The organism is Yimella sp. cx-51, assembly GCF_017654605.1.
In the GTDB taxonomy this organism is placed as follows: Bacteria; Actinomycetota; Actinomycetes; order Actinomycetales; family Dermatophilaceae; genus Yimella.
On sequence record NZ_CP072113.1, the window covers coordinates 811,117 to 831,307 of the forward strand.

A 20,191-nucleotide genomic window follows, 5' to 3' on the forward strand; every position below is an offset into this window, starting at 1 on the left:
TCACGCGTCCGGGGAGCACCCCCAGATAGAAGGAGACACCGTGCGTCCGGTGAAGAAGTTGGCGGTCACCTCGGCCGTCGCGATGTTGTCGCTCGGCATGACCGCCTGCGGCTCGAACTCGACGAACAACAACAGCAGCGCCCCGGCTGGCAACAGCGGCGCCTCGGGTTCGTCCGGTGGCTCCGCTGCCGGCGCCCTCAAGGTCGGCCTCGCCTACGACGTGGGCGGCCGTGGCGACCACTCGTTCAACGACTCCGCAGCCAAGGGCCTGGACGAGGCGAAGGCCGAGTTCGGCATCAAGCCGACCGAGGTCGCAGCCACCAACGGTGAGAACGACGCCGCACGCGTCTCGCGTCTGCAGCAGCTCGCGCAGTCGGGCAACCAGGCCATCGTCGCCGTCGGCTTCAGCTACGCCGCCGCCATCGGCAAGGTGGCCAAGCAGTTCCCGAACGTGAAGTTCGCGATCATCGACGACGCCTCGCCCGACTCCAAGGGCGACAACATCGACCAGATCACCTTCACCGAGGAGCAGGGCTCCTACCTCGCAGGCGCTGCTGCTGCGCTGAAGAGCAAGAGCGGCCACATCGGCTTCGTCGGTGGTGTCGAAGTGCCGCTGATCAAGAAGTTCCAGGCCGGTTACGTCGCGGGCGCCAAGAAGGTCAACCCGAACATCAAGATCGACTCCACCTACCTGACCCAGGCCCCCGACTTCAGCGGCTTCGCTGACCCGGCCAAGGGCAAGACCGCCGCCCAGGGCATGTTCCAGAACGGCGCCGACATCGTCTACCACGCCGCCGGTAAGTCCGGTGACGGTGTCTTCGACGCAGCCAAGGCAGCCGGCTCGGGCAAGTGGGCCATCGGTGTCGACTCCGACCAGGCGCAGACCGCTCCGGCCGGCGTCCGCCCGATCATCCTCACCTCGATGCTCAAGGGTGTCGACGTGGGTGTGAAGTCGTTCCTGAAGAAGGTGCACGACGGCAACTTCAAGGGTGGCAACAGCGTCTACGCGCTGAAGGACGGCGGTGTCTCGCTCGCGACCACCGGTGGCCACATCGACGACATCAAGGCCAAGCTCGATGAGCTGAAGAAGGGCATCGAGGACGGCTCCATCAAGGTTCCGTCCGCCTGATCCGTCGGTCTTTCCCAGACCTGATCGAAGGAGCCCGGTGCGTCCGCTAAGGTCGCACCGGGCTCTGCCCATTGTGAGGCCGGTCACGGCCACGAGCAGGAGTGTGCATCATCGCTGACTTGACCAAGCAGCCCGATTCAGCGCCGACCGATGCGATCGCGGTCGAGGTGCGGGGCATCACCAAGCGATTCCCCGGTGTGGTGGCCAACAAGGACATCGACATCACGGTGCGCCGCGGCACGATCCACGCGCTCGTCGGCGAGAACGGCGCCGGCAAGTCGACGCTGATGAAGATCCTCTACGGCGTCCAGAAGCAGGACGAGGGCACCATCGCGATCGACGGCAAGGTCATCGATCTCAACACGCCCTCGGACGCCATCGCAGCCGGCATCGGCATGGTCTTCCAGCACTTCAAGCTCGCCGACAACCTCACCGTGCTCGAGAACGTCGTGCTCGGCGCCGAGAAGCTGTACGGCATCGGTGGCAAAGCCCGCGCCAAGATCAAGGAGATCTCGGCCACCTACGGCCTGGACGTGCGTCCGGACGACCTGGTCGAGAAGCTCGGCGTCGGTGCCCGCCAGCGCGTGGAGATCCTCAAGGTGCTCTACCGCGGGGCGCGCATCATCATCCTCGACGAACCCACGGCCGTGCTCGTGCCGCAGGAGGTCGACGAACTCTTCGACAACCTCGCCGAACTGAAGTCCGAGGGCCTGACCGTCATCTTCATCTCGCACAAGCTGGACGAGGTGCGCAAGGTGGCCGACGACGTCACGGTCATCCGCCGCGGCACCACGGTCGGCACCGCTGATCCGAAGGCGATCACCTCCCGCCAGCTCGCCGAGATGATGGTGGGCTCACAGCTGCCCACGCCCGAGACCACCGAGTCGACCGTCACCGACAAGGTCGTGCTCGACATCGCCGACCTCAGCCTCGCCGAGGTGGGTGTCGCGCCCGTGCTCAGCGACATCGATCTGACGATCCACGCCGGCGAGGTCGTCGGTATCGCCGGGGTCGAGGGCAACGGGCAGGCCGAACTCGTCGAAGTCATCATGGGCATGCGCGACCCGAGTGGGGGGCGCATCACCTACGAGGGCCAGGACATCACCGACTGGAACACCCGCCGCATCCGCGAAGCCGGAGTGGGTTACATCCCCGAAGACCGGCACCGGCACGGCATCGTGCTCTCGGCGCCGCTGTGGGAGAACCGCATGCTCGGTCACCAGACCCAAGCGCCCAACTCCAAGGGCGCCCTCATCACCAAGGGCCTGGCCCGGACCAGCACCGAACGCATCGTGCTCGACTACGACGTGCGCACGCCGTCGATCGACGTCATGGCCACCTCGCTCTCCGGCGGAAACCAGCAGAAGCTGATCGTGGGCCGCGAGATGAGCCACGCCCCGCGCGTGCTCATCGCCGCCCACCCCACCCGCGGCGTGGACGTCGGTGCGCAGGCAGCGATCTGGGACCACATCCGTGCCGCTCGTCGGGAGGGCCTGGCCGTTCTTCTGATTTCCGCTGACCTGGACGAACTCATCGGCTTGTCCGACAGCATTCGGGTCATCTTGCGTGGCCGCCTCTCGGGAGTGTTCGATCCCGGCGCGGTCACCGCCGAAGATCTCGGCGCCGCCATGACCGGCGCCTCGACCGATGAGGAGAAGGCGTCGTGAAGCTCGACGCACGCAAGATCGGCCTCGCCATCGCCGCCCCGTTGTTGGCGATCGTGGTGGCTGTCGTCATCACCTCGCTCGTGCTGGTGCTCTCCGGCGACCCGGTCGGCCCGGTGTGGAAGGTCTTCCTCTCCAGCCCGGCCGAGGGCATGCCCGCGACCATGCTCAACGACACCGCGGTGCTCTACCTCTCCGGCGCTGCCGTTGCCATCGGCTTCCGGATGAACCTGTTCAACATCGGCGTCGACGGCCAGTACCGCGTCGGCATGTTCACCGCTGCGTGGTTCGCCGGTAACGGCTGGCTGCCCGGTCCGCTCAACGTGCTCGTCGCGGTGATCCTGTCGATGGTCGCGGCAGCGGCCTGGGCAGCGATCGCCGGTGTGCTCAAGGTGCAGCGCGGAGTGTCGGAGGTGATCTCCACGATCATGCTCAACTCCATCGCGACGGGTCTGGTGGCCTGGCTGCTCACCAAGACCGCCACCTCGGCGGCCGGCTCGAACGCCACCGGCACCAAGCCGATCCCGGAGAGCTCGCACGTCCCCGCGCTGCCCTTCCTCAACACCGCCTACAGCAACGTCTTCGGTCTCTCGCTGCTCGCGGTGATCGTCGGCATCGTCTACTGGTTCGTGCTGGGCAAGACGCGCTTCGGCTTCGACCTGCGCATGACCGGATCGTCGGAATCGGCAGCCGTGGCCAGTGGTGTCAGCGTCAAGCGCATGACGCTGACCGCGATGATCCTCTCCGGCGCCGTCGCCGGTCTGGTCGGTATGCCGGCATTGTTCGGCCAGGACTACAACTACGGCACCAACAGCCAGGCAGGTCTGGGCTTCGCCGGTATCGCCGTGGCGCTGATCGGCCGTAACCACCCGGTCGGTATCGCCTTCGGCGCGTTCCTGTGGGCCTTCCTCAACGGTCAGGCCAACAGCCTGCAGATCAACGCCGGCGTGAGCCCGGCCCTGGTGAGCATCATCCAGGGCGTCATGGTGCTGGCCGTCATCATCGCCTACGAGATCGTCCGTCGGATGTCGGTGCGGATGGAGCGCCGCCAGGTGGCCGCCCAGCTCGCCGCCGGTGCGACCACGCCCGTCGCAACACAAGGAGCATCGGCATGAGCACCGCAACCGCGACCCATCGCGCGACGCCGAGTTCACCGGTGTCGCTGCCGAAGAACAAGTGGGCCCGTGCGGGCCTGGCGATCTTCGCCGTCGTCCTGCTGCTGTCGATCCTGCGCACGCTGTCGGGCGCGAACGACATGGACTCCTCGGGCGCTATTTCCTCGGCGCTGTCGCTCGCCGTCCCGATTGGTCTGGCCGCCCTCGGTGGCCTCTGGTCGGAGCGAGCGGGCATCGTCAACATCGGTCTCGAGGGCATGATGATCCTCGGCACCTGGGCGGCGGCCTTCGGCACCATCAAGGGTGGCGTCGTCATGGGCATCATCGCCGGCATCCTGGGCGGAATGCTCGGTGGTGCACTGCACGCCCTGGCCACGGTGACCTTCGGGGTCGACCACATCGTCTCCGGTGTGGCGATCAACATCATCGGCTTCGGCTTGGCGAAATACCTCGCTGCGCGAATCTTCCCGACGATGGACGGTGGTGGACCCACCAACTCACCGCCACTGGATGACCCGTGGTCGTTCAGCATTCCCGGCATCAGCGCGTTGAAGGACATCGAGACCAAGCACTGGTTCTTCGTCTCCGATGTCGCCGGCATCCTCGGTGGCCTGGGCACCAACCTCTCGGTGCTCACCGTGCTGGCCATCGCGCTGGTCGTCGGTTCGATCTTCGTGCTCTGGCGCACCACCTTCGGTCTGCGCCTTCGCTCCTGCGGCGAAAACCCCGAAGCCGCCGAGACGCTCGGCGTCAACGTCATCCTCTACAAGTTCGTCGCCGTGCTCATCTCCGGTGGCCTGGCCGGTCTGGCCGGTGCCTTCCTGGCGATGGTGGCAGGCAACGGCTACGTCGAGGGTCAGACGGGCGGACGCGGTTACATCGGCCTCGCCGCGATGATCTTCGGCAACTGGATGCCGCTCGGTCTGGCCGCCGGTGCCTTGCTCTTCGGCTACACCGACGCGATCCAGTTGCGCCAGGGTGGCCCGACGCTGCACGCGTTGCTGCTCGCCGTGGCCGTGACGATGCTGCTGGTGGGTCTGTGGCAGCTGATCCGCAACAAGAAGATGATCTCCGGCATCGTCGGCCTGGTGATCGGTGGTGGGTTGCTCTACTACTACTTCACCAGCGATACCGTGCCATCGCAGTTCACCTCGATGACGCCGTACGTCACGACCCTGCTGGTCATGGCCGTCGCCTCGCAACGATTGCGGATGCCCGCGGCTGACGGACAGATCTACCGCAAGGGCCAGGCGCACTGATGAGCGATCAGGTCGACTGGGAAGTGCTGCACCGCGAGGCAATCGATGCGATGCATCGGGCGTACGCGCCGTACAGCAACTTCCCGGTCGGCGTCGCCGGCTTGGTGGAAGACGGCCGCATCGTCTCCGGCTGCAATGTCGAGAACGCCGCCTACGGCGTGGGCCTCTGCGCCGAATGCGGCATGGTCAGCGATCTGCACCGCAGCGGCGGCGGACGCCTGGTCGCGGTCTACTGCGTCGGCGGAGACGAAGCCGCGCTCATGCCGTGCGGCCGCTGCCGACAACTGTTGTGGGAGAACGGCGGCCCCGACTGTCTGCTGCAGACCCCGCAAGGCATCCTGCCGATGCGCGAGGTGCTGCCGCAGGCATTCGGGGCCGACAATCTCGACCAGCTGAGCAACTGACGAAGAAGTGGCCACCCGTAGGTGGCCACTTCTCGTATGCAGTGGTCGAGCCGCGCTGTGCGTCACCGGGTTTCGACGCCTCGCTCGTTACTCACGAGGGTGAATGAGCGGTGGTTGGGCCGAGCCGCTGAGGTACGAAGCAGCGCGTGTCGAAACCGGGATCAGCCGGTCGGCAGGCTGGTGGGCAGGCCGCTGGGCAGGCCGGCACCCGAGGGCGCACACTGACCGGTGACGGTCACGAAGGCGCCGCTGTCCATCGGGTCGATCTCGCCCGGCTTGCCGTCCTTCATCGCGGTGAGTGTCTTGGCCGAGAACTTGTCGTAGCCCTTGTCGACCATGCAGCCGGCCAACGTCTCGGCACCGGACTGCGGCACACCCTGGTCGGTGTAGTACTTCACCAACCCGGTCTTCACCTCGTCCTTGGAGGGCTTGCCGTCGGCGCCGCCCTGCGCGCTGGACGACTCCGAACTGGTCGACTCGCTCGGGCTGGACGAGCCGTTGTCGCTCTTCGACTCGCTCTGCGTCTGGGACTGGCTCTGCGAAGGGGCAGCCGAACTGGCCTTGGAATCCGATCCGCCGAGGCCACAACCGGTCAGGAACATCGGAGCAGACAGCAGGAGCGCGGACGCGGACAGAGCGACCGAGCGGGATCGGAACATGGGAGTCCTCCTAGGACGAAAACGTGACATCGATGTGTTGAGCACAGTTCTACCGGTTGCGAGGCTGCGACCGGACTTTCGACGTCACCCAACTCATGGTGGTTCCACTGCGTTGCATGGTTGGATCGGGGCATGAGTGAGCGATTCGATGCCGTCGACATCATCCGCACCAAACGCGACAAGCAGGAGCTGTCGCCGGAGCAGATCGACTGGGTGGTCGACGCCTACACCCGCGAGGTCGTGGCCGACGAGCAGATGTCGGCGCTCGCCATGGCCATCCTGCTGAACGGCATGTCGCGCGAGGAGATCTCGCGCTGGACGGCTGCGATGATCGCCTCCGGCGAGCGCATGGACTTCGGCTCGCTCTCGCGCCCGACGGCAGACAAGCACTCCACGGGCGGGGTCGGCGACAAGATCACCCTGCCCCTGGCCCCGCTGGTTGCGGCGTGCGGCGTGGCCGTGCCGCAGCTGTCCGGTCGAGGTCTCGGCCACACCGGCGGCACGCTCGACAAGCTCGAGGCGATCCCAGGGTGGCAGGCATCGATGAGCAACGAGCAGATGCTGCAGCAGCTCGAAGACATCGGCGCGGTCATCTGCGCTGCGGGTGCGGGCCTCGCCCCGGCCGACAAGCGGTTGTACGCGCTGCGTGACGTGACCGGCACGGTCGAGGCGATTCCGCTGATCGCGAGCTCGATCATGAGCAAGAAGATCGCCGAGGGCACCGGGGCGCTCGTGCTCGACGTGAAGGTCGGGTCGGGTGCGTTCATGAAGGACGTCGACAACGCCCGCGAACTCGCCGAGACGATGGTGCAACTCGGCAAGGACGCAGGTGTCACCACGGTGGCACTGCTGACCGACATGTCGACGCCCCTCGGTCTCACCGCCGGCAACGGTCTCGAAGTGCAGGAGTCGGTCGACGTGCTCGCCGGTGGCGGCCCGGCCGATGTCGTCGAACTCACCGTCGCCCTGGCACGGGAGATGCTCACCGCCGCGGGTAAGGACGATGTCGACCCCGCCGATGCGCTTGCCGACGGCCGCGCCATGGACGTCTGGCGCAAGATGATCTCGGCGCAGGGCGGCGACCCGGATGCCGAACTGCCGACGTCCAAGGAGCAGCAGGTCATCAAGGCCGACGCCGATGGTGTGCTCACCGAACTCGACGCCCTCGCCGTCGGAGTCGCCGCCTGGCGCCTGGGTGCCGGACGCGCGCGCAAGGAGGACGTCGTGCAGGCCGCGGCGGGCGTGGTCATGCACGCCAAGCCCGGCGACACCGTGCGCAAGGGCGAGCCGCTGCTGACGCTGCACACCGACACCCCCGAGCGTTTCGAGCGCGCGCAGGAGGCACTGGAAGGCGCGTGGGCGATCGGCGACTCCGCGGACGACCGGCCCGACCTCATCATCGATCGGATCAGCTGATGCCGCACCACTACACCGAGCCGGTGCGCATCCCGGTGCCCGGCGGCAAAATCATCGACGAACACATCGGCGCAGCCAGCACCGGCGAGACCGCCTGCTCGGTGGCCCACATGGTCGCCCCGACCGGCTGGGACGAGCCGTTCCAGACTCCCGAATTCGATGAGTTCACCATCGTGCTGAAAGGCACCGTGCTCGTCGACCACGACGGCGGCCAGCTCGTCGTCAATGCGGGGGAGTCGGTCAAAACCGTTGCCGGAGAACGCATCCGTTACTCGTGTGGCCCCGATGGCGCCGAGTACATCGCGGTCTGCCTGCCGGCGTTCAGCCCCGAGACCGTCAACCGCGAGGACGAGGAGAAGCACTGATGCCCGGTGAGGTGCGAGGCAAGATCAAGGCGCTGCCGAAGGTGCTGTTGCACGACCACCTCGACGGTGGGGTGCGCCCGAAGACAGTCCTCGAACTCGCCCAGGAGACCGGCTACGACGGTCTTCCGGTCAACGACGTGCAGGGCCTGGCCGACTGGTTCCGTGACAGCGCGGACTCCGGATCATTGGTGCGATACCTGGAGACCTTTGCCCAGACCGTCGGGGTGATGCAGACCTCCGACGCGATCTTCCGGGTGGCCTCCGAATGCGCCCAGGACCTCGCCGCAGACGGCGTCGTCTACGCCGAGGTGCGATACGCCCCGGAGCAGCACCTGGAGCAGGGGCTCACCCTCGAGCAGGTCATCGAAGCAGTGAATGCCGGCTTCCGGGACGGCGAGGCTCGCGCGGCAGAGGCCGGTCACCCGATTCGGGTGCGGGCGTTGCTCACCGCCATGCGGCACGCCGCCAAGAGCCGCGACATCGCCGAACTGGCCGTCCGCTATCGCGACCAGGAAGTGGCCGGCTTCGACATCGCCGGGGCCGAGGCAGGTTACCCGCCCACCCGTCACCTGGATGCCTTCGAATACCTGCGCCGGGAGAACGCCCACTTCACCATCCATGCCGGCGAAGCCTTCGGCCTGCCGAGCATCTGGGAGGCGATCCAGTGGTGTGGCGCCGAACGGCTCGGGCACGGCGTGCGGATCGTCGACGACATCGACCTCGACGCCGCTGGTGACGCCCCGACCCTGGGCCGCTTGGCCTCGTTCGTGCGCGACCGTCGCATCCCCCTGGAGATGTGCCCGACCTCCAACATCCAGACCGGCGCGGCCGAATCCGTTGCGGCGCACCCGATCACGATGCTGAAGGATCTGCGCTTCCGGGTGACGCTCAACACCGACAACCGGCTGATGAGCGACACCTCCATGTCGTGGGAGATGCAGCAGTTGGTCGATGAGGCCGGCTGGGATCTGGACGATCTGCGTTGGGTGACCATCAACGCGATGAAATCGGCCTTCCTGCCGTTCGAGCAGCGGCTCGACATCATCGACACCATCATCAAGCCCGGTTACGAAGCGGCCGCCCGAGGTGCGCTCAGCTGAGGTGCCGGGCGTCCGGCAGCAAGCGTTGACGTAGTTCGGCGTCGCGGCGCATGCGCAGAGCATCGCGCCGTCGACGCTCGGCCAGCACTGCCGCCAGCACCGCGTCCAGGGGTGCGTTCGCGGGCGGTGCGGGGGAGACCCGAGGCAGGGTCTGCTGCAGGAGTGACTGCCCCACCTGGTAGCGGGCCATGGGCGTGAGCATGTCTGTGCGAGTGAGGTACTGGCGGATCTGCAAGGCCAGACCGTCGGGCAGGGCGGTCATGTCGGCGCGGGCCGCCCAGTCGGCGAGGCCCGGCGGCATCAACGGGCCGGGCACGAGTTGCATGGAGGTCTCCTCGCGCACCACGTAGGTGCCGGCCGCGAAGTCACCGAGACGCTTGGCGCGGGTGGAGACCATCGCGCTGATCACCGCGGGGATGCCGGTGAACATCCACAGTTCGAAGACACCCACGAGGCCCCGCACAAAGGCATGCCGGAAGGTGATGGGTCCGCCGTCGTCGCGCACGACGCGCAGCTTCATGACGAACTTGCCCAGGCTGCGTCCGCGCGTGAAGGTCTCCACCGCGACAGGCACGGCCAACATCATGGTGACGCTCAGCAGCAGCGACATGATGTCCATCTGGGCTTGCGATGCGCCCGACGCCACGGCAGCGAGGCCGATGAAGCCGGCGATGAGGGCGATGAAAAGCACGACGGCATCGAGCAACGCCGCCAACACCAGTGAGCCGACCGAGGTGGCGGGCACCTCGATGAGCACGCCCTCGCCGGTGACCATACGGTCGTCGTCGACACCGCGCAGAGCGCGTTTGGCCGACTCGGGAGCTGTGTGGGACGGGCTGGTCATCACCTCGCAGCGTACAGTTCCGGTGTGGACCTGGACGCCTATGTTGACGCGCATCGCGGCGAGTGGTGGCGCCTTCAGGAGTTGGCCAAGAAGCGTCGGCTGGACGCCTGGGAAGCCGACGAGCTGCTCGATCTCTACCAGCGCACCGCCACGCATCTGTCGCTGATCCGTTCCACCGCACCCGACCCCACGGTCACGCAGTACCTGTCGACGATCCTGGCCAAGGCGCGGTCACGGGCGATGGGGGGGCGCGCGAGTTCGTGGACGGCGGTCTCACGCTTCTTCGTGGAGACCTTCCCGGCGATGCTCTACCGGTCGCGCCGCTGGTGGCTGTGGACGATGGCGCTCAGCTACCTGTTCGCCTTCGCGGTGGCGTGGTGGGTGGCCTCGCACCCCGGGGTCGTCTCGGCGATGATCCCGGCCGACCAGCTGGACGCGTTGGTCAACCACGACTTCGAGAACTACTACCACGAGCACGCCGCGGCCGATTTCGCCGGAAAGGTGTGGACCAACAACGCCTGGGTGGCGGCTGTTTGTCTGGCGGGCGGCGTGCTCGGGCTGCCGGTGATCTACATGCTCTTCCAGAACATGCTGAACCTCGGTGTGATCGGCGGCATCATGGCCGACCACGACCGTTCGAGTCTGTTCTTCGGCATGATCCTGCCCCACGGTCTGCTCGAGCTCACCGCGGTCTTCGTCGCTGCGGGCGCCGGGCTGCGGCTCTTCTGGTCGTGGGTCGAACCAGGCAATCGCACCCGCTCGGGCAATTTCGCCCACGAAGCACGCTCGTCCATGTCGCTTGCTCTCGGGTTGATCGTGGTGCTCTTCGTCACCGGCGTGATCGAAGGCTTCGTCACCCCGTCCGGCCTGCCCACTTGGGCCCGCATCAGCATCGGCGTGATCGCCGAGATCGCCTTCTTCGTCTACGTCTACACCCTCGGCCGATCGGCAGCCCGGCGCGGAGTCACCGGCGACGTCGAGGACGCTGACCAGGGCGCCTACCTACCGGCGCGCGGCTGAGCGTTCACAGCAGGCCCTGCCGCTTGAGCAACAGGTAGTGGTCGACGAGGGCGACCGGCAGCTTCTCCGGCGGTTCGTCGATGACGGTGGCGCCGAGCTGGGTGATCGCCTCGACGGTGCGTGCTCGCAATTGCTCTGTGCGCTCGGCAGCTGCCGCGTCATAGGTCTGCCGCACGTCGTCGCGTTGGGTGGCGCTCTGGCGTGACGACGGATCGGCCACTGACGCGACGACCACCCGGTGGTGTTTGGTCAGGCCGGGAAGGACGGGTAGCAGCCCTTCCTCCAGTGCAGCGGGCTCCAGCGGCGTGAGCAGCACGACGAGCGACCGGCGGCGGGTGATCGCGTTGACCGCGCCGGCGAGGGCTTGCCAATTCGCTTCCAGCAAAGCGGGTTCGAGCGGTGCCATCGCGTTGACCATCGTCGACAACAGTTGCGAACGATCGTTCTGGCCGATCACCCGGGTGCGCACGCTGCGGTCACCGGCGACCAGATCGACCCGGTCGCCGGCCCGGGTGGCGAGTGCGGTGAGCAGCAGAGCCGCGTCCATCGCCGAATCAAGTCGGGGCATGTCGTCGATGCGACCGGCGCTGGTGCGGGAGGTGTCGAGCACGACGATGATGCGGCGGTCGCGCTCGGGCTGCCAGGTGCGCACGACCGGGTGCCCGCGACGTGCGGTGGCGCGCCAGTCGATGCTGCGCACGTCGTCGCCGTCGACGTAGTCGCGCAGCGAGTCGAACTCAGTGCCCTGACCACGCACCCGCACCGCTGATCGGCCGTCGATCTGTCGAAGCTGGGCCAGCTTGCTGGGCAGATGGCGACGTGAGGCAAAGGGAGGCAGGCAGCGGACGAAGCCGGGCAGGTCGACGGAGTGCTGCCGGGCGGCGAGTCCCAACGGCCCGAACGACCGGATCGTCACCCGGTCGGCTCGGCGGTCGCCCCGCCGGTCAGGGGTGAGGGTGGTGGTCAGGCGCCGGGATTCGCCGCCCGGCACGTGGACGCGATGGCGTTCGACACCTGAACCGGCGGACGGTTGCCAGGCGTCCCGCACGAGGGCTCGCAGGCGGCGGTTGGTCGGGTTGGTGAGCAGCAGCCCAGTAGTGGTGCTTTCACCGAGCCGCACCGATTCGGGTGACTCTCTTTGCAGTGCAACGCGTTTCGGCGACAGCGCCAGCATGAGGTCGATGCCGACGAGCCCCAGCACCAGGGCCGTCCAGATCCACACCGACGACTGCTCTGGGCGCAGCACGATGAACCCCAGACCCAGCAGGGTCAGGAGTACGGTGCGCCCGGTCAGTGCCATCGGTCAGCGCGGCACCGGTACGGAGCCGAGGGCGGACTGCAGGACGTTCTGCGTGCTGACGCCCTCGAGTTCGGCCTCGGGACGCAGCGCCAAACGGTGCGCGAGCGTGGGCACCGCCATCGTCTGCACGTCGTCGGGGGTGACGAAATTGCGTCCGTTGAGCCAGGCCCACCCACGAGCCGTTGCCAGCAGCGCCGTGGCACCACGGGGGCTCACCCCGAGGGAGAGTGACGGTGAATGCCGGGTCGCCCGGGCGAGGTCGACGATGTAGGCCAGGACGTCGGGACGCACCTCGACCCGTCCGATGGCGCGCGCACCGGCGGCCAGGTCGTCCGGTCCGGCGACGGCGGTGACTCCGGCAGCGGCGAGGTCTTTGGGGTCGAAGCCGGCGGCGTGCCGCTGCAACACCTGCACCTCGTCCTGCTTCTGCGGCAGTGGGATGTCGACCTTCATCAAGAACCGGTCGAGCTGGGCTTCGGGCAGCGGATAGGTGCCCTCGTACTCCACAGGGTTCTGCGTGGCGGCGACCATGAAAGGCGACGGCAGCGCGCGCGGTGTGCCGTCGATCGACACCTGCCGTTCCTCCATCGCTTCCAGCAGCGCCGATTGGGTCTTGGGCGGGGTGCGGTTGATCTCGTCGGCCAGCAGCAGGTTGGTGAAGACCGGCCCGGGCCGGAAGGTGAAATCGGAGTCGCGGTTGTCGAAGACCAGCGAACCGGTGATGTCGCCGGGCATGAGGTCGGGAGTGAACTGCACCCGCTTGGAATCGATGGCCAGGCTCGCGGCGAGGGTGCGCACCAGCAGCGTCTTGGCGGTGCCGGGCACTCCCTCCAGCAGCACGTGCCCACGCGCAAGGAGCGCGATCACCAGGCTGGTGACGGCGGCGTCCTGACCGACCACCGATTTGGCCACCTCGGCGCGCACCCGCCGCAGGGCCTCCCGCGCCGCCTCCGCCGAGTCGTCGCGATCGCCGGAGTTCTCAGCGCTTGCGGCGGAGCTCGGTTTGTTCAGATCGGTCATGAGGGGCGGACCTGCCTTTCCAGTGCGGTCAGTTCACGAGCCAGTCGGGCCAGTTCGGCTTCGTTGATGGGTTGATGATCGTCGGTGAGCAGTGCGCCCACGTCGTGCGGGTTGCGGCCGGTCTGTGCTGCGGCGCGTTCGGCGATCTCCGGGACGGGTGCGTTCCGGCCCAGGCCCAAGCTGCGCCTCAACCGCTGCCGGGTGGCCGAGCGCAGTACGGACGCGGTGCGGGCGGTGTCCTGCGCCTTGCGATACAGGCGGCCACGGGCAATGGTCGTCTCGTTGGCGGGGACGATCACCGGCAGGGGTTCTTGCACCAATCGGCCGAGGCGGCGTCCGCGCCAGAGCATCAGCATCACGACACTGACGGCGAGCAGCCACACGGCGGGCATGAGCCACTTCGGCAGAATGCTCGGCTGATTCGCGGCAGCTGATTCAGGGTCGAATCCGCCTGAGTACCAAACCAGTTCGGAGGTTTGGCCCAGGGCGCGCAGCCCGATCGCCGCGTTGTCGCCCTGCTTCATGGTGTTGTTGGTGAAGGCGTCCACGGAGCCGATGATCAGCACCGGCGGATGCTCGGGGGAGGCTGCGAGCTCGACCGCGCCGCTGCCGTGCGGCCCCGTGAAGCACTGGCCCACCCCGGCTCGTTCGACGGAGTAGACGGCGGCGCCCACGGACATCGTCAGGCCATGCGCCCACGCCAGATGGCAGCTGCCCTGCTGCGAAGAAAGGCTGGTACTCGATTCGCCGCCTGTCGTCGGCACCCCGAAAACATCGGTGACCTGCTGCGGGTCGGGCGCGATGAGAATCAGCCGCGCGCTGTCGCGGTGCGCAGCGGCGAGTTGGCGCAGGCGTGCGTCCGACATCATCGGCGGTGCCGCGACCAGCACGGTCACGTTTCGTCCGGCGCCGGTGCTGGCGTCCTGCAGGTTGTCGACGCTGCGCACCCTCACGCCCTGATCGCCCAGCACGCTCGCAAGTGCCTGCGAACCGCTGGTGGTGGGGTTGTTCGGGTCGAGCGGTTCGCTGCTGGTGCGGCTGAGCAACATCGCGATGATCGCGACGCCCAGCAGAGCCACGAGTGCCAGCGCGCCGATCCCGGCTTTGCGGCCCGTCACTGCAGCACCGCCTGCGCGGGACGATTCGGACGACTGCTGCTGAGTGTGGCGTCGAGGTCGCGCAGTGCGGTGACGGCATCGAGAGCAGGAGTGCGGCCGCCGTAACGCACTTCGTCGAAGGTCGCCCCGGCGCGGCGCAGTTCGCCGCGATGCGCCGGAAAGGCGACGGCCAGCTCGTTCGTCACCTCGTGCGCCGTGGCCCCGGGGCGTGCCGAGACGATGGTGCGGTCGACGCCGGTGCGAGCCAGCGCCCGGAAGTAGTCGATATAGGCGATGGCATTGTCGCCATCGGCGAGAGCGCGGGCTGCCGCGTCGCGCAACTCTTGCGCGGTCTGCTCCAGGTCGACGACCTGATCAGCGTCCGTGGCCTTTCGCACCGAACCCTGACCTCGGCGGATGCGACTGAGCCCGAACGCGATGAGGGCGGCGATCACCAGCAGGCCGATGAGGAGGAAGACGCGGTTGATCGCGGTGCCGCCTGCGACGACGCCGGACAGGTGTTCGTCCAACCAGTCCTGCAGCCGCTCCAACAGCCCGCGCCGGTCTCCGTACTTCGGCTTGCGCAACTCGTCGGCCAACAACCTGCGCGCCTGATCGGCGCTGGGATTGAGTGGCGGGTCGGCGAACACGATCACTTCAGGCCGGCAGCGGTCATCAGATTGAGGTCGAGGGCTTCGCGACGGATCCGCTGATCGATGTAGAGCAGACCGGTGACGCTGGCCGTGAACGGCGCGGTGATCGCCGAGGCGAGGATCGTGACCACCTGGACGAAGATCAAGAAACCGACAGGCATCGTGGCCGACTCGGGGTCGGTGGTGGCGAAGACGCCCGCCATGCCGACCATCATCGCCGGAACAGTGATCAAGCTCGCGATCATTCCGGCGAGCATCTGCGCCAATAAGGTGATTCCCAGAATGCGCCAGAACTGGCCGTTGGTGAGCGCCCAGGAGCGTTTCAACCCCGCGATCGGGCCCAGTTTCTCCAGACTGATCGCGGCGGTGGCCAAGGACGTCTTGGTGCTCAGCCAGACCAGTGCGCAGAGGCCGATGATCACCGCGAGCACACCCGAGATGATCGCTGCGATGTCGCCGGCTGCTGCATAGACGCCGATCACCATGGCTACGAGCACGCCGATGATCAGCACCATCGCCAGCACGATCAGCAGCGTTGCGCCGAGCAGTGACCAGAAGCGCGGACGAATCCGCGTCCAGGCCTCACCGATGCTCGCCCGGTGCCCAAGCACCGCCTCCGCCACGACGACGACGAGCATGCCCGAGAGCAGGATCGCGGCCACGAACGAGAACACCTGGCTGGCGTTGGAGGCGACCAGGAAGCTGGTGTCACCCGTGCCGTCGCTCTCGAACGGGATGTCGCCCAGCACCAGCGTCAGCAGGATCGACGGGATCGCGAACAGCATCGACACCGCGAGGGCGAGCCCGACGGTGGCACCGGGATTGCCGCGCACCGTGCGGAAGGCGCCTTCGAAGATGTCGCCAAGTTTGAGCGGCCGCAGCGGAATCACCCCCGGTTTCGGGGTGAAAATCTGCGGCGCCATCGGCCCGTAGCCGTAGGGCGGCGGAGCCTGACCGAACGGGGGAGCCTGACCATATGGCGGTGGCGGGCCGGCGTACTGCCCGTACTGCGGTTGCGGTTGTACCCCGGGCGGCCCGGCGTACTGCCCGTATTGCGGTTGCGGCCGCGGGTCGGGCGCCCCAGCGGGTGCGTCCTGGCCGGTCGGTCGGTCATCGGGACGGTTGCCGCCCCCCGCAGGGCTCGCCCAATCGGTCATGAACCGACCCTAACCTCCCGCTGTGCCTGTTTCGGCCTCACCGGACGGGCGCCACGCCGCGCATGGGCCGCGACGATCTTCGGCTCGTCCAGTGCCAGCCGTATGCCGCGGCGCACGAGCACCGGCACCGGCTTACGGCGTTCGGAGACGTCCCGCACGAAGCGGCGGCCCATGGTCAGCCAGCGGTTCTGCCGCACGCAGTAGGCGTCGCGCAACAGGCCGGCATCGCGCAGGTGGCCCACCAGGTCGGCGGCGAAAATGCCCTCGGCGATCACCGTGTCGGCGCTCCCGCGATCGACCACGTGGCTGCCGATCGCCCGCGATGTCGAGATGTCGTACAGCGGGACGGCGGTGGTGCCGGTGCGGCACAAGCTCGCCAATGCCTCGAAGGCCAGCTTCACGTGCCACGAGCGGACGTCGTCCCAGTCGGGAATTCCGATGGGGGACAACGGAAGTGACGGATCATCGCCGTCCTTGTAGAAGTCGTCCAGGCGGACGATCGGCCATCCGTAGGCACGGCTGAGCCGCTCGGCGAGGCGGGTCTTGCCCGCCCCACTCGGGCCGCACAGGATCAGCACGCGCGCGGACGCGGTGTCATCGGTAGGGGTGGACATGGCTGGTGATCGTGCGGCGAGCTCACAGACCCTTGGGGTGCCAGACCGTCTTGGTCTCCAGGAAGGCGCGCATGCGGCGCAGGTCGGGATCGGCGCTCCAGTCGGCCTCGACCGCCGAATCGCCGCTACCGGTGGGACGCAGCACCCGCTTGAGGTTGTCGGTCGAGCGCACCTCGAGGTCGACCCAGTCGACCCCTTCGGCGTCCGCGGCCCCGGCGAGATCGATCGCGTTCACGTCGCGGTGCGAGGCGAGCCAGGGCGCCACCTCGGCGGTGCGGGCGGTGATGATGTTGACGACACCGCCGGGCAGATCGGACGTCGCCAGCACTTCACTCAGCGTGATGGCCGGCACCGGACGGCGCTCGCTGGCGATGACGACGGTGGAGTTGCCCGACACGATCGCGGGGGCAACCACCGACACCAGGCCGAGCAGCGAACTGGCCTGCGGCGCAAGGATGCCCACCACGCCGACCGGCTCGGGGGCGGAAATGTTGAAGTACGGCCCGGCGACCGGGTTGAGGTTGCCGAAGACCTGCGCGATCTTGTCGGTCCACCCGGCGTACCAGACCCAGCGGTCGATCGCGGCGTCGACCACGGCGGTGGCCCGCGGCTTGCTGAGGCCTTCGGCGGCGCTCACGTCGGCGACGAACTGCTCGCGGCGTGCTTCGAGCATCTCGGCGATGCGGTAGAGCACCTGGCCACGGTTGTACGCGGTAGCGCCGGCCCAGCCGGGCTGCGCGGCGCGGGCAGCGACCACTGCGTCACGGACGTCCTTGCGCGAGCCCTGGGCCACATTGGCCAGGAAGGCGTCCTTGGCGTCCAGCGCTTCGTAGGTGCGGGCCGATTCGCTGCGGGGGAACTTGCCGCCCACGTAGAGCTTGTAGGTCTTGCGGACCTCGAGTCGAGCGGCCATCAGTTGTCACCCTCCGTCTTGAGGTAGGCAGCCAGACCGTGCCGGCCACCTTCGCGACCGAAGCCGCTCTCCTTGTATCCACCGAACGGTGAGGTCGGGTCGAACCGGTTGAAGGTGTTGGCCCAGACGACGCCGGCCTGCAGGTGATCGGCCATCCAGAGGATGCGCGAACCCTTCTCGGTCCAGATCCCGGCCGAGAGCCCGTACGTGGTGTTGTTCGCCTTGGCGACCGCCTCTGCCGGGGTGCGGAAGGTGAGCACCGACAGCACTGGGCCGAAGATCTCTTCCTGCGCAATGCGGTGCGACTGGGAGACATCGCTGAAAACCGTTGGGGCAAACCAGAATCCGCGCTCGGGAAGTGTGCACTCCGGGCTCCAGCGCGTGGCTCCCTCGGCCTCGCCGGCCGCGGTGAGTTCGGTGATGCGGTCGAGCTGCTCGCGGCTGTTGATCGCACCGACGTCGGTGTTCTTGTCCATCGGGTCGCCCACCCGCAGGGTGCTCATGCGGCGCTGCAACCGCTGCAACACCTCCTCGGCGATCGACTCCTGCACCAACAGGCGTGAGCCGGCACAGCACACGTGACCCTGGTTGAAGAAGATGCCGTTGACGATGCCCTCGACCGCTTGGTCGATGGGCGCGTCGTCGAAGACGATGTTCGCGGCCTTGCCACCGAGTTCGAGGGTGAGCGACTTGCGGCTGCCCGCCACCGAGCGCGCGATCGCCTTGCCGACAGCGGTTGAACCGGTGAAGGCCACCTTGTCGACATCGGGGTGACTGACCACGGCAGCGCCGGTGTCACCGGCCCCGGTGACGATGTTGACCACGCCGGGCGGCAGCTCGGCCTGGCGGCACACGTCCGCGAAGAGCAATGCGGTGAGCGGCGTCGTCTCGGCGGGCTTGAGCACCACGGTGTTGCCGGCCGCGAGGGCGGGAGCGACCTTCCACGCCAGCATCAGCATCGGGAAGTTCCACGGGATGACCTGACCGACGACACCCATCGATGTGGGGGAGGTGCCGAGGCCCGCGTACTCCAACTTGTCGGCCCAGCCGGCGTAGTAGAAGAAGTGAGCGGAGGCGATCGGGATATCGACGTCGCGCGATTCCTTGATCGGCTTGCCGTTGTCGAGCGATTCCAGCACCGCGAACTCGCGGCTGCGCTCGGCCAGGATGCGGGCGATGCGGTAGATGTACTTCGCCCGCTCAGCACCCGACATGCGGCCCCACACCCGGGTGTAGGCGCGACGGGCGGCCTTGACGGCGAGGTCGACATCGGCGTCGTTACCCACCGCCACACTGGAGAGTGCTTCCTCGGTGGCGGGGTTGATGGTGGTGAGGTATTCGCCGCTGCTCGGCGCGTGGAACTCACCGTCGATGAAGAGGTCGTAGGAGTCGGCGATGTCGACGACGGAGGTCGACTCGGGTGCGGGGGCGTAATCGAAACGCGGGCTCATCACTGCTGCCTTCTCAGTCGATCGTGACGTCGTTCGTGCCGGTGTAAACACCGGTCGTGAGCTTCTGGCGCTGCAACTGCAGGTCGCCCAGCAGGCTTGAGGCACCGAACCGGAACCAGTCGGGGTCGAGCCAATCTTCGCCAGCCACCTCGTTGACCGTCACGAGGTACTTCATCGCGTCCTTGGTGGTTTTGATGCCACCGGCGGGTTTCACCCCGACCATGTCACCGGTGAGCTCGCGCCAGTCGCGCACGGCCTCGAGCATCAGCATCGTGACCGGCAGCGTCGCGGCAGGCTGGATCTTGCCGGTGGAGGTCTTGATGAAATCGGCGCCAGCGAGCATCGACAACCAGGACGCGCGGCGCACGTTGTCGTAGGTGACCAGTTCGCCGGTCTCCATGATCACCTTCAGGTGAGCATTCTCCTGGCCCTCGGGACGCTCGCACGCAGCCTTGACGGCGACGATCTCGTCGAACACCTTGCGGTAGTCGCCCGACAGGAATGCACCGCGGTCGATCACCATGTCGATCTCGTCGGCGCCGGCGTCGACGGCGTCCTTGGTGTCGAGCAGCTTCACCTTCATGCTGGCCCGACCGGAGGGGAAGGCTGTCGAGACCGCGGCGACGTTGATGTCGGTGCCCTCGAGCGCTTCCTTGGCGATCCCGACCATGTCGTTGTAGACGCAGACCGCTGCCACGCGCGGGGTGTCGGGGAAACGTAGGTCGGGCTGGGCGGCCTTGGCGCACAGGCTGCGCACCTTGCCCACCGTGTCGGCGCCCTCCAGGGTGGTGAGGTCGATCATCGAGATCGCCAGATCGATGGCCCACGCCTTGCTGGACGTCTTGATCGAACGGGTGCCGAGCGCCGCGGCCCGGGCATCAGCGCCGACCTGATCGACGCCGGGCAGGCCGTGCAACCATCCGGTCAGCGCGCGATTGGTCAGCGACGAGACGCCGAGCAACTCTCTGGCGCGCGCAGTGGCAGTCGTAGCACTCACATCGGGGAGCCTAC

General features: G+C 67.6%; 20 protein-coding genes. 9 read left to right on the forward strand and 11 right to left on the reverse strand.

Annotated features, from left to right (window positions below; translation table 11 throughout):
• Positions 1–40 precede the first annotated feature (40 nt).
• The 5 genes from J5M86_RS03865 to J5M86_RS03885 all read left to right on the forward strand — a co-directional run bounded on the left by J5M86_RS03865 (position 41) and on the right by J5M86_RS03885 (position 5,571).
• The gene (locus tag J5M86_RS03865) at positions 41–1,129 is read left to right on the forward strand and encodes a BMP family protein (protein WP_188061558.1); all 1,089 of its coding nucleotides are present in this window, start codon (positions 41–43) and stop codon (positions 1,127–1,129) included.
• Positions 1,130–1,248: 119 nt separating this feature from the next.
• Complete coding sequence (locus J5M86_RS03870) at positions 1,249–2,796, forward strand: ABC transporter ATP-binding protein (protein ID WP_223158674.1); 1,548 nt, start codon at positions 1,249–1,251, stop codon at positions 2,794–2,796.
• Positions 2,793–3,908, forward strand: a complete 1,116-nt coding sequence (locus J5M86_RS03875) for an ABC transporter permease (protein WP_188061557.1) — start codon at positions 2,793–2,795, stop codon at positions 3,906–3,908. Before J5M86_RS03870 ends, J5M86_RS03875 begins: the two co-directional genes overlap by 4 nt.
• Entirely contained in the window at positions 3,905–5,167 is a 1,263-nt protein-coding gene (locus J5M86_RS03880; RefSeq protein ID WP_188061556.1) for an ABC transporter permease, read from the forward strand. The genes J5M86_RS03875 and J5M86_RS03880 overlap by 4 nt, the downstream gene beginning before the upstream one ends.
• Positions 5,167–5,571 (forward strand): cytidine deaminase, encoded by a 405-nt coding sequence (locus J5M86_RS03885; RefSeq protein WP_188061555.1) that lies wholly within the window; start codon positions 5,167–5,169, stop codon positions 5,569–5,571. The genes J5M86_RS03880 and J5M86_RS03885 overlap by 1 nt, the downstream gene beginning before the upstream one ends.
• 161 nt (positions 5,572–5,732) lie before the next feature.
• Here J5M86_RS03885 and J5M86_RS03890 read toward each other — a convergent pair whose 3' ends face one another.
• Positions 5,733–6,230: a hypothetical protein gene (locus J5M86_RS03890; RefSeq protein ID WP_188061554.1), complete on the reverse strand. Its 498-nt coding sequence runs from the start codon at positions 6,228–6,230 to the stop codon at positions 5,733–5,735.
• 132 nt (positions 6,231–6,362) lie between these two features.
• Here J5M86_RS03890 and J5M86_RS03895 point away from each other — a divergent pair, with 132 nt between their 5' ends.
• The 3 genes from J5M86_RS03895 to J5M86_RS03905 are packed head-to-tail and all read left to right on the forward strand — an operon-like array spanning position 6,363 to position 9,111.
• Positions 6,363–7,646 (forward strand): thymidine phosphorylase, encoded by a 1,284-nt coding sequence (locus J5M86_RS03895; RefSeq protein WP_188061553.1) that lies wholly within the window; start codon positions 6,363–6,365, stop codon positions 7,644–7,646.
• Positions 7,646–8,011, forward strand: coding sequence for a cupin (locus tag J5M86_RS03900; RefSeq protein WP_188061552.1), 366 nt, complete (start codon positions 7,646–7,648; stop codon positions 8,009–8,011). The genes J5M86_RS03895 and J5M86_RS03900 overlap by 1 nt, the downstream gene beginning before the upstream one ends.
• On the forward strand, positions 8,011–9,111 hold the full coding sequence (locus tag J5M86_RS03905; RefSeq protein WP_188061551.1) for an adenosine deaminase: 1,101 nt from the start codon (positions 8,011–8,013) through the stop codon (positions 9,109–9,111). Before J5M86_RS03900 ends, J5M86_RS03905 begins: the two co-directional genes overlap by 1 nt.
• Here J5M86_RS03905 and J5M86_RS03910 read toward each other — a convergent pair.
• Positions 9,104–9,955: an RDD family protein gene (locus tag J5M86_RS03910; RefSeq protein WP_188061550.1), complete on the reverse strand. Its 852-nt coding sequence runs from the start codon at positions 9,953–9,955 to the stop codon at positions 9,104–9,106. The genes J5M86_RS03905 and J5M86_RS03910 overlap by 8 nt on opposite strands.
• A gap of 24 nt (positions 9,956–9,979) precedes the next feature.
• Here J5M86_RS03910 and J5M86_RS03915 point away from each other — a divergent pair, with 24 nt between their 5' ends.
• Complete coding sequence (locus J5M86_RS03915; RefSeq protein ID WP_188061549.1) at positions 9,980–10,975, forward strand: stage II sporulation protein M; 996 nt, start codon at positions 9,980–9,982, stop codon at positions 10,973–10,975.
• Between the two features lie 4 nt (positions 10,976–10,979).
• Here J5M86_RS03915 and J5M86_RS03920 read toward each other — a convergent pair whose 3' ends face one another.
• The 9 genes from J5M86_RS03920 to deoC are packed head-to-tail and all read right to left on the reverse strand — an operon-like array spanning position 10,980 to position 20,177.
• Positions 10,980–12,275 carry a DUF58 domain-containing protein gene (locus tag J5M86_RS03920; protein ID WP_188061548.1) on the reverse strand — a complete coding sequence of 432 codons (1,296 nt, stop codon included), beginning with the start codon at positions 12,273–12,275 and terminating at the stop codon, positions 10,980–10,982.
• 3 nt (positions 12,276–12,278) lie between these two features.
• Complete coding sequence (locus J5M86_RS03925; protein ID WP_188061547.1) at positions 12,279–13,295, reverse strand: MoxR family ATPase; 1,017 nt, start codon at positions 13,293–13,295, stop codon at positions 12,279–12,281.
• Positions 13,292–14,413: a DUF4350 domain-containing protein gene (locus tag J5M86_RS03930; RefSeq protein ID WP_188061546.1), complete on the reverse strand. Its 1,122-nt coding sequence runs from the start codon at positions 14,411–14,413 to the stop codon at positions 13,292–13,294. The genes J5M86_RS03925 and J5M86_RS03930 overlap by 4 nt, the downstream gene beginning before the upstream one ends.
• The gene (locus J5M86_RS03935; RefSeq protein WP_188061545.1) at positions 14,410–15,042 is read right to left on the reverse strand and encodes a DUF4129 domain-containing protein; all 633 of its coding nucleotides are present in this window, start codon (positions 15,040–15,042) and stop codon (positions 14,410–14,412) included. Before J5M86_RS03935 ends, J5M86_RS03930 begins: the two co-directional genes overlap by 4 nt.
• Positions 15,043–15,044: 2 nt before the next feature.
• Positions 15,045–16,202: a proline-rich domain-containing protein gene (locus J5M86_RS03940; protein WP_188061544.1), complete on the reverse strand. Its 1,158-nt coding sequence runs from the start codon at positions 16,200–16,202 to the stop codon at positions 15,045–15,047.
• Positions 16,199–16,816 (reverse strand): uridine kinase, encoded by a 618-nt coding sequence (locus tag J5M86_RS03945; RefSeq protein WP_188061543.1) that lies wholly within the window; start codon positions 16,814–16,816, stop codon positions 16,199–16,201. Before J5M86_RS03945 ends, J5M86_RS03940 begins: the two co-directional genes overlap by 4 nt.
• A 22-nt stretch (positions 16,817–16,838) precedes the next feature.
• Positions 16,839–17,729: an aldehyde dehydrogenase family protein gene (locus J5M86_RS03950; RefSeq protein ID WP_188061542.1), complete on the reverse strand. Its 891-nt coding sequence runs from the start codon at positions 17,727–17,729 to the stop codon at positions 16,839–16,841.
• Positions 17,729–19,180, reverse strand: coding sequence for an aldehyde dehydrogenase family protein (locus J5M86_RS03955; protein ID WP_188061541.1), 1,452 nt, complete (start codon positions 19,178–19,180; stop codon positions 17,729–17,731). The genes J5M86_RS03950 and J5M86_RS03955 overlap by 1 nt, the downstream gene beginning before the upstream one ends.
• A gap of 13 nt (positions 19,181–19,193) precedes the next feature.
• Positions 19,194–20,177, reverse strand: coding sequence for a deoxyribose-phosphate aldolase (deoC, locus tag J5M86_RS03960; RefSeq protein WP_188061540.1), 984 nt, complete (start codon positions 20,175–20,177; stop codon positions 19,194–19,196).
• Positions 20,178–20,191: the final 14 nt, after the last annotated feature.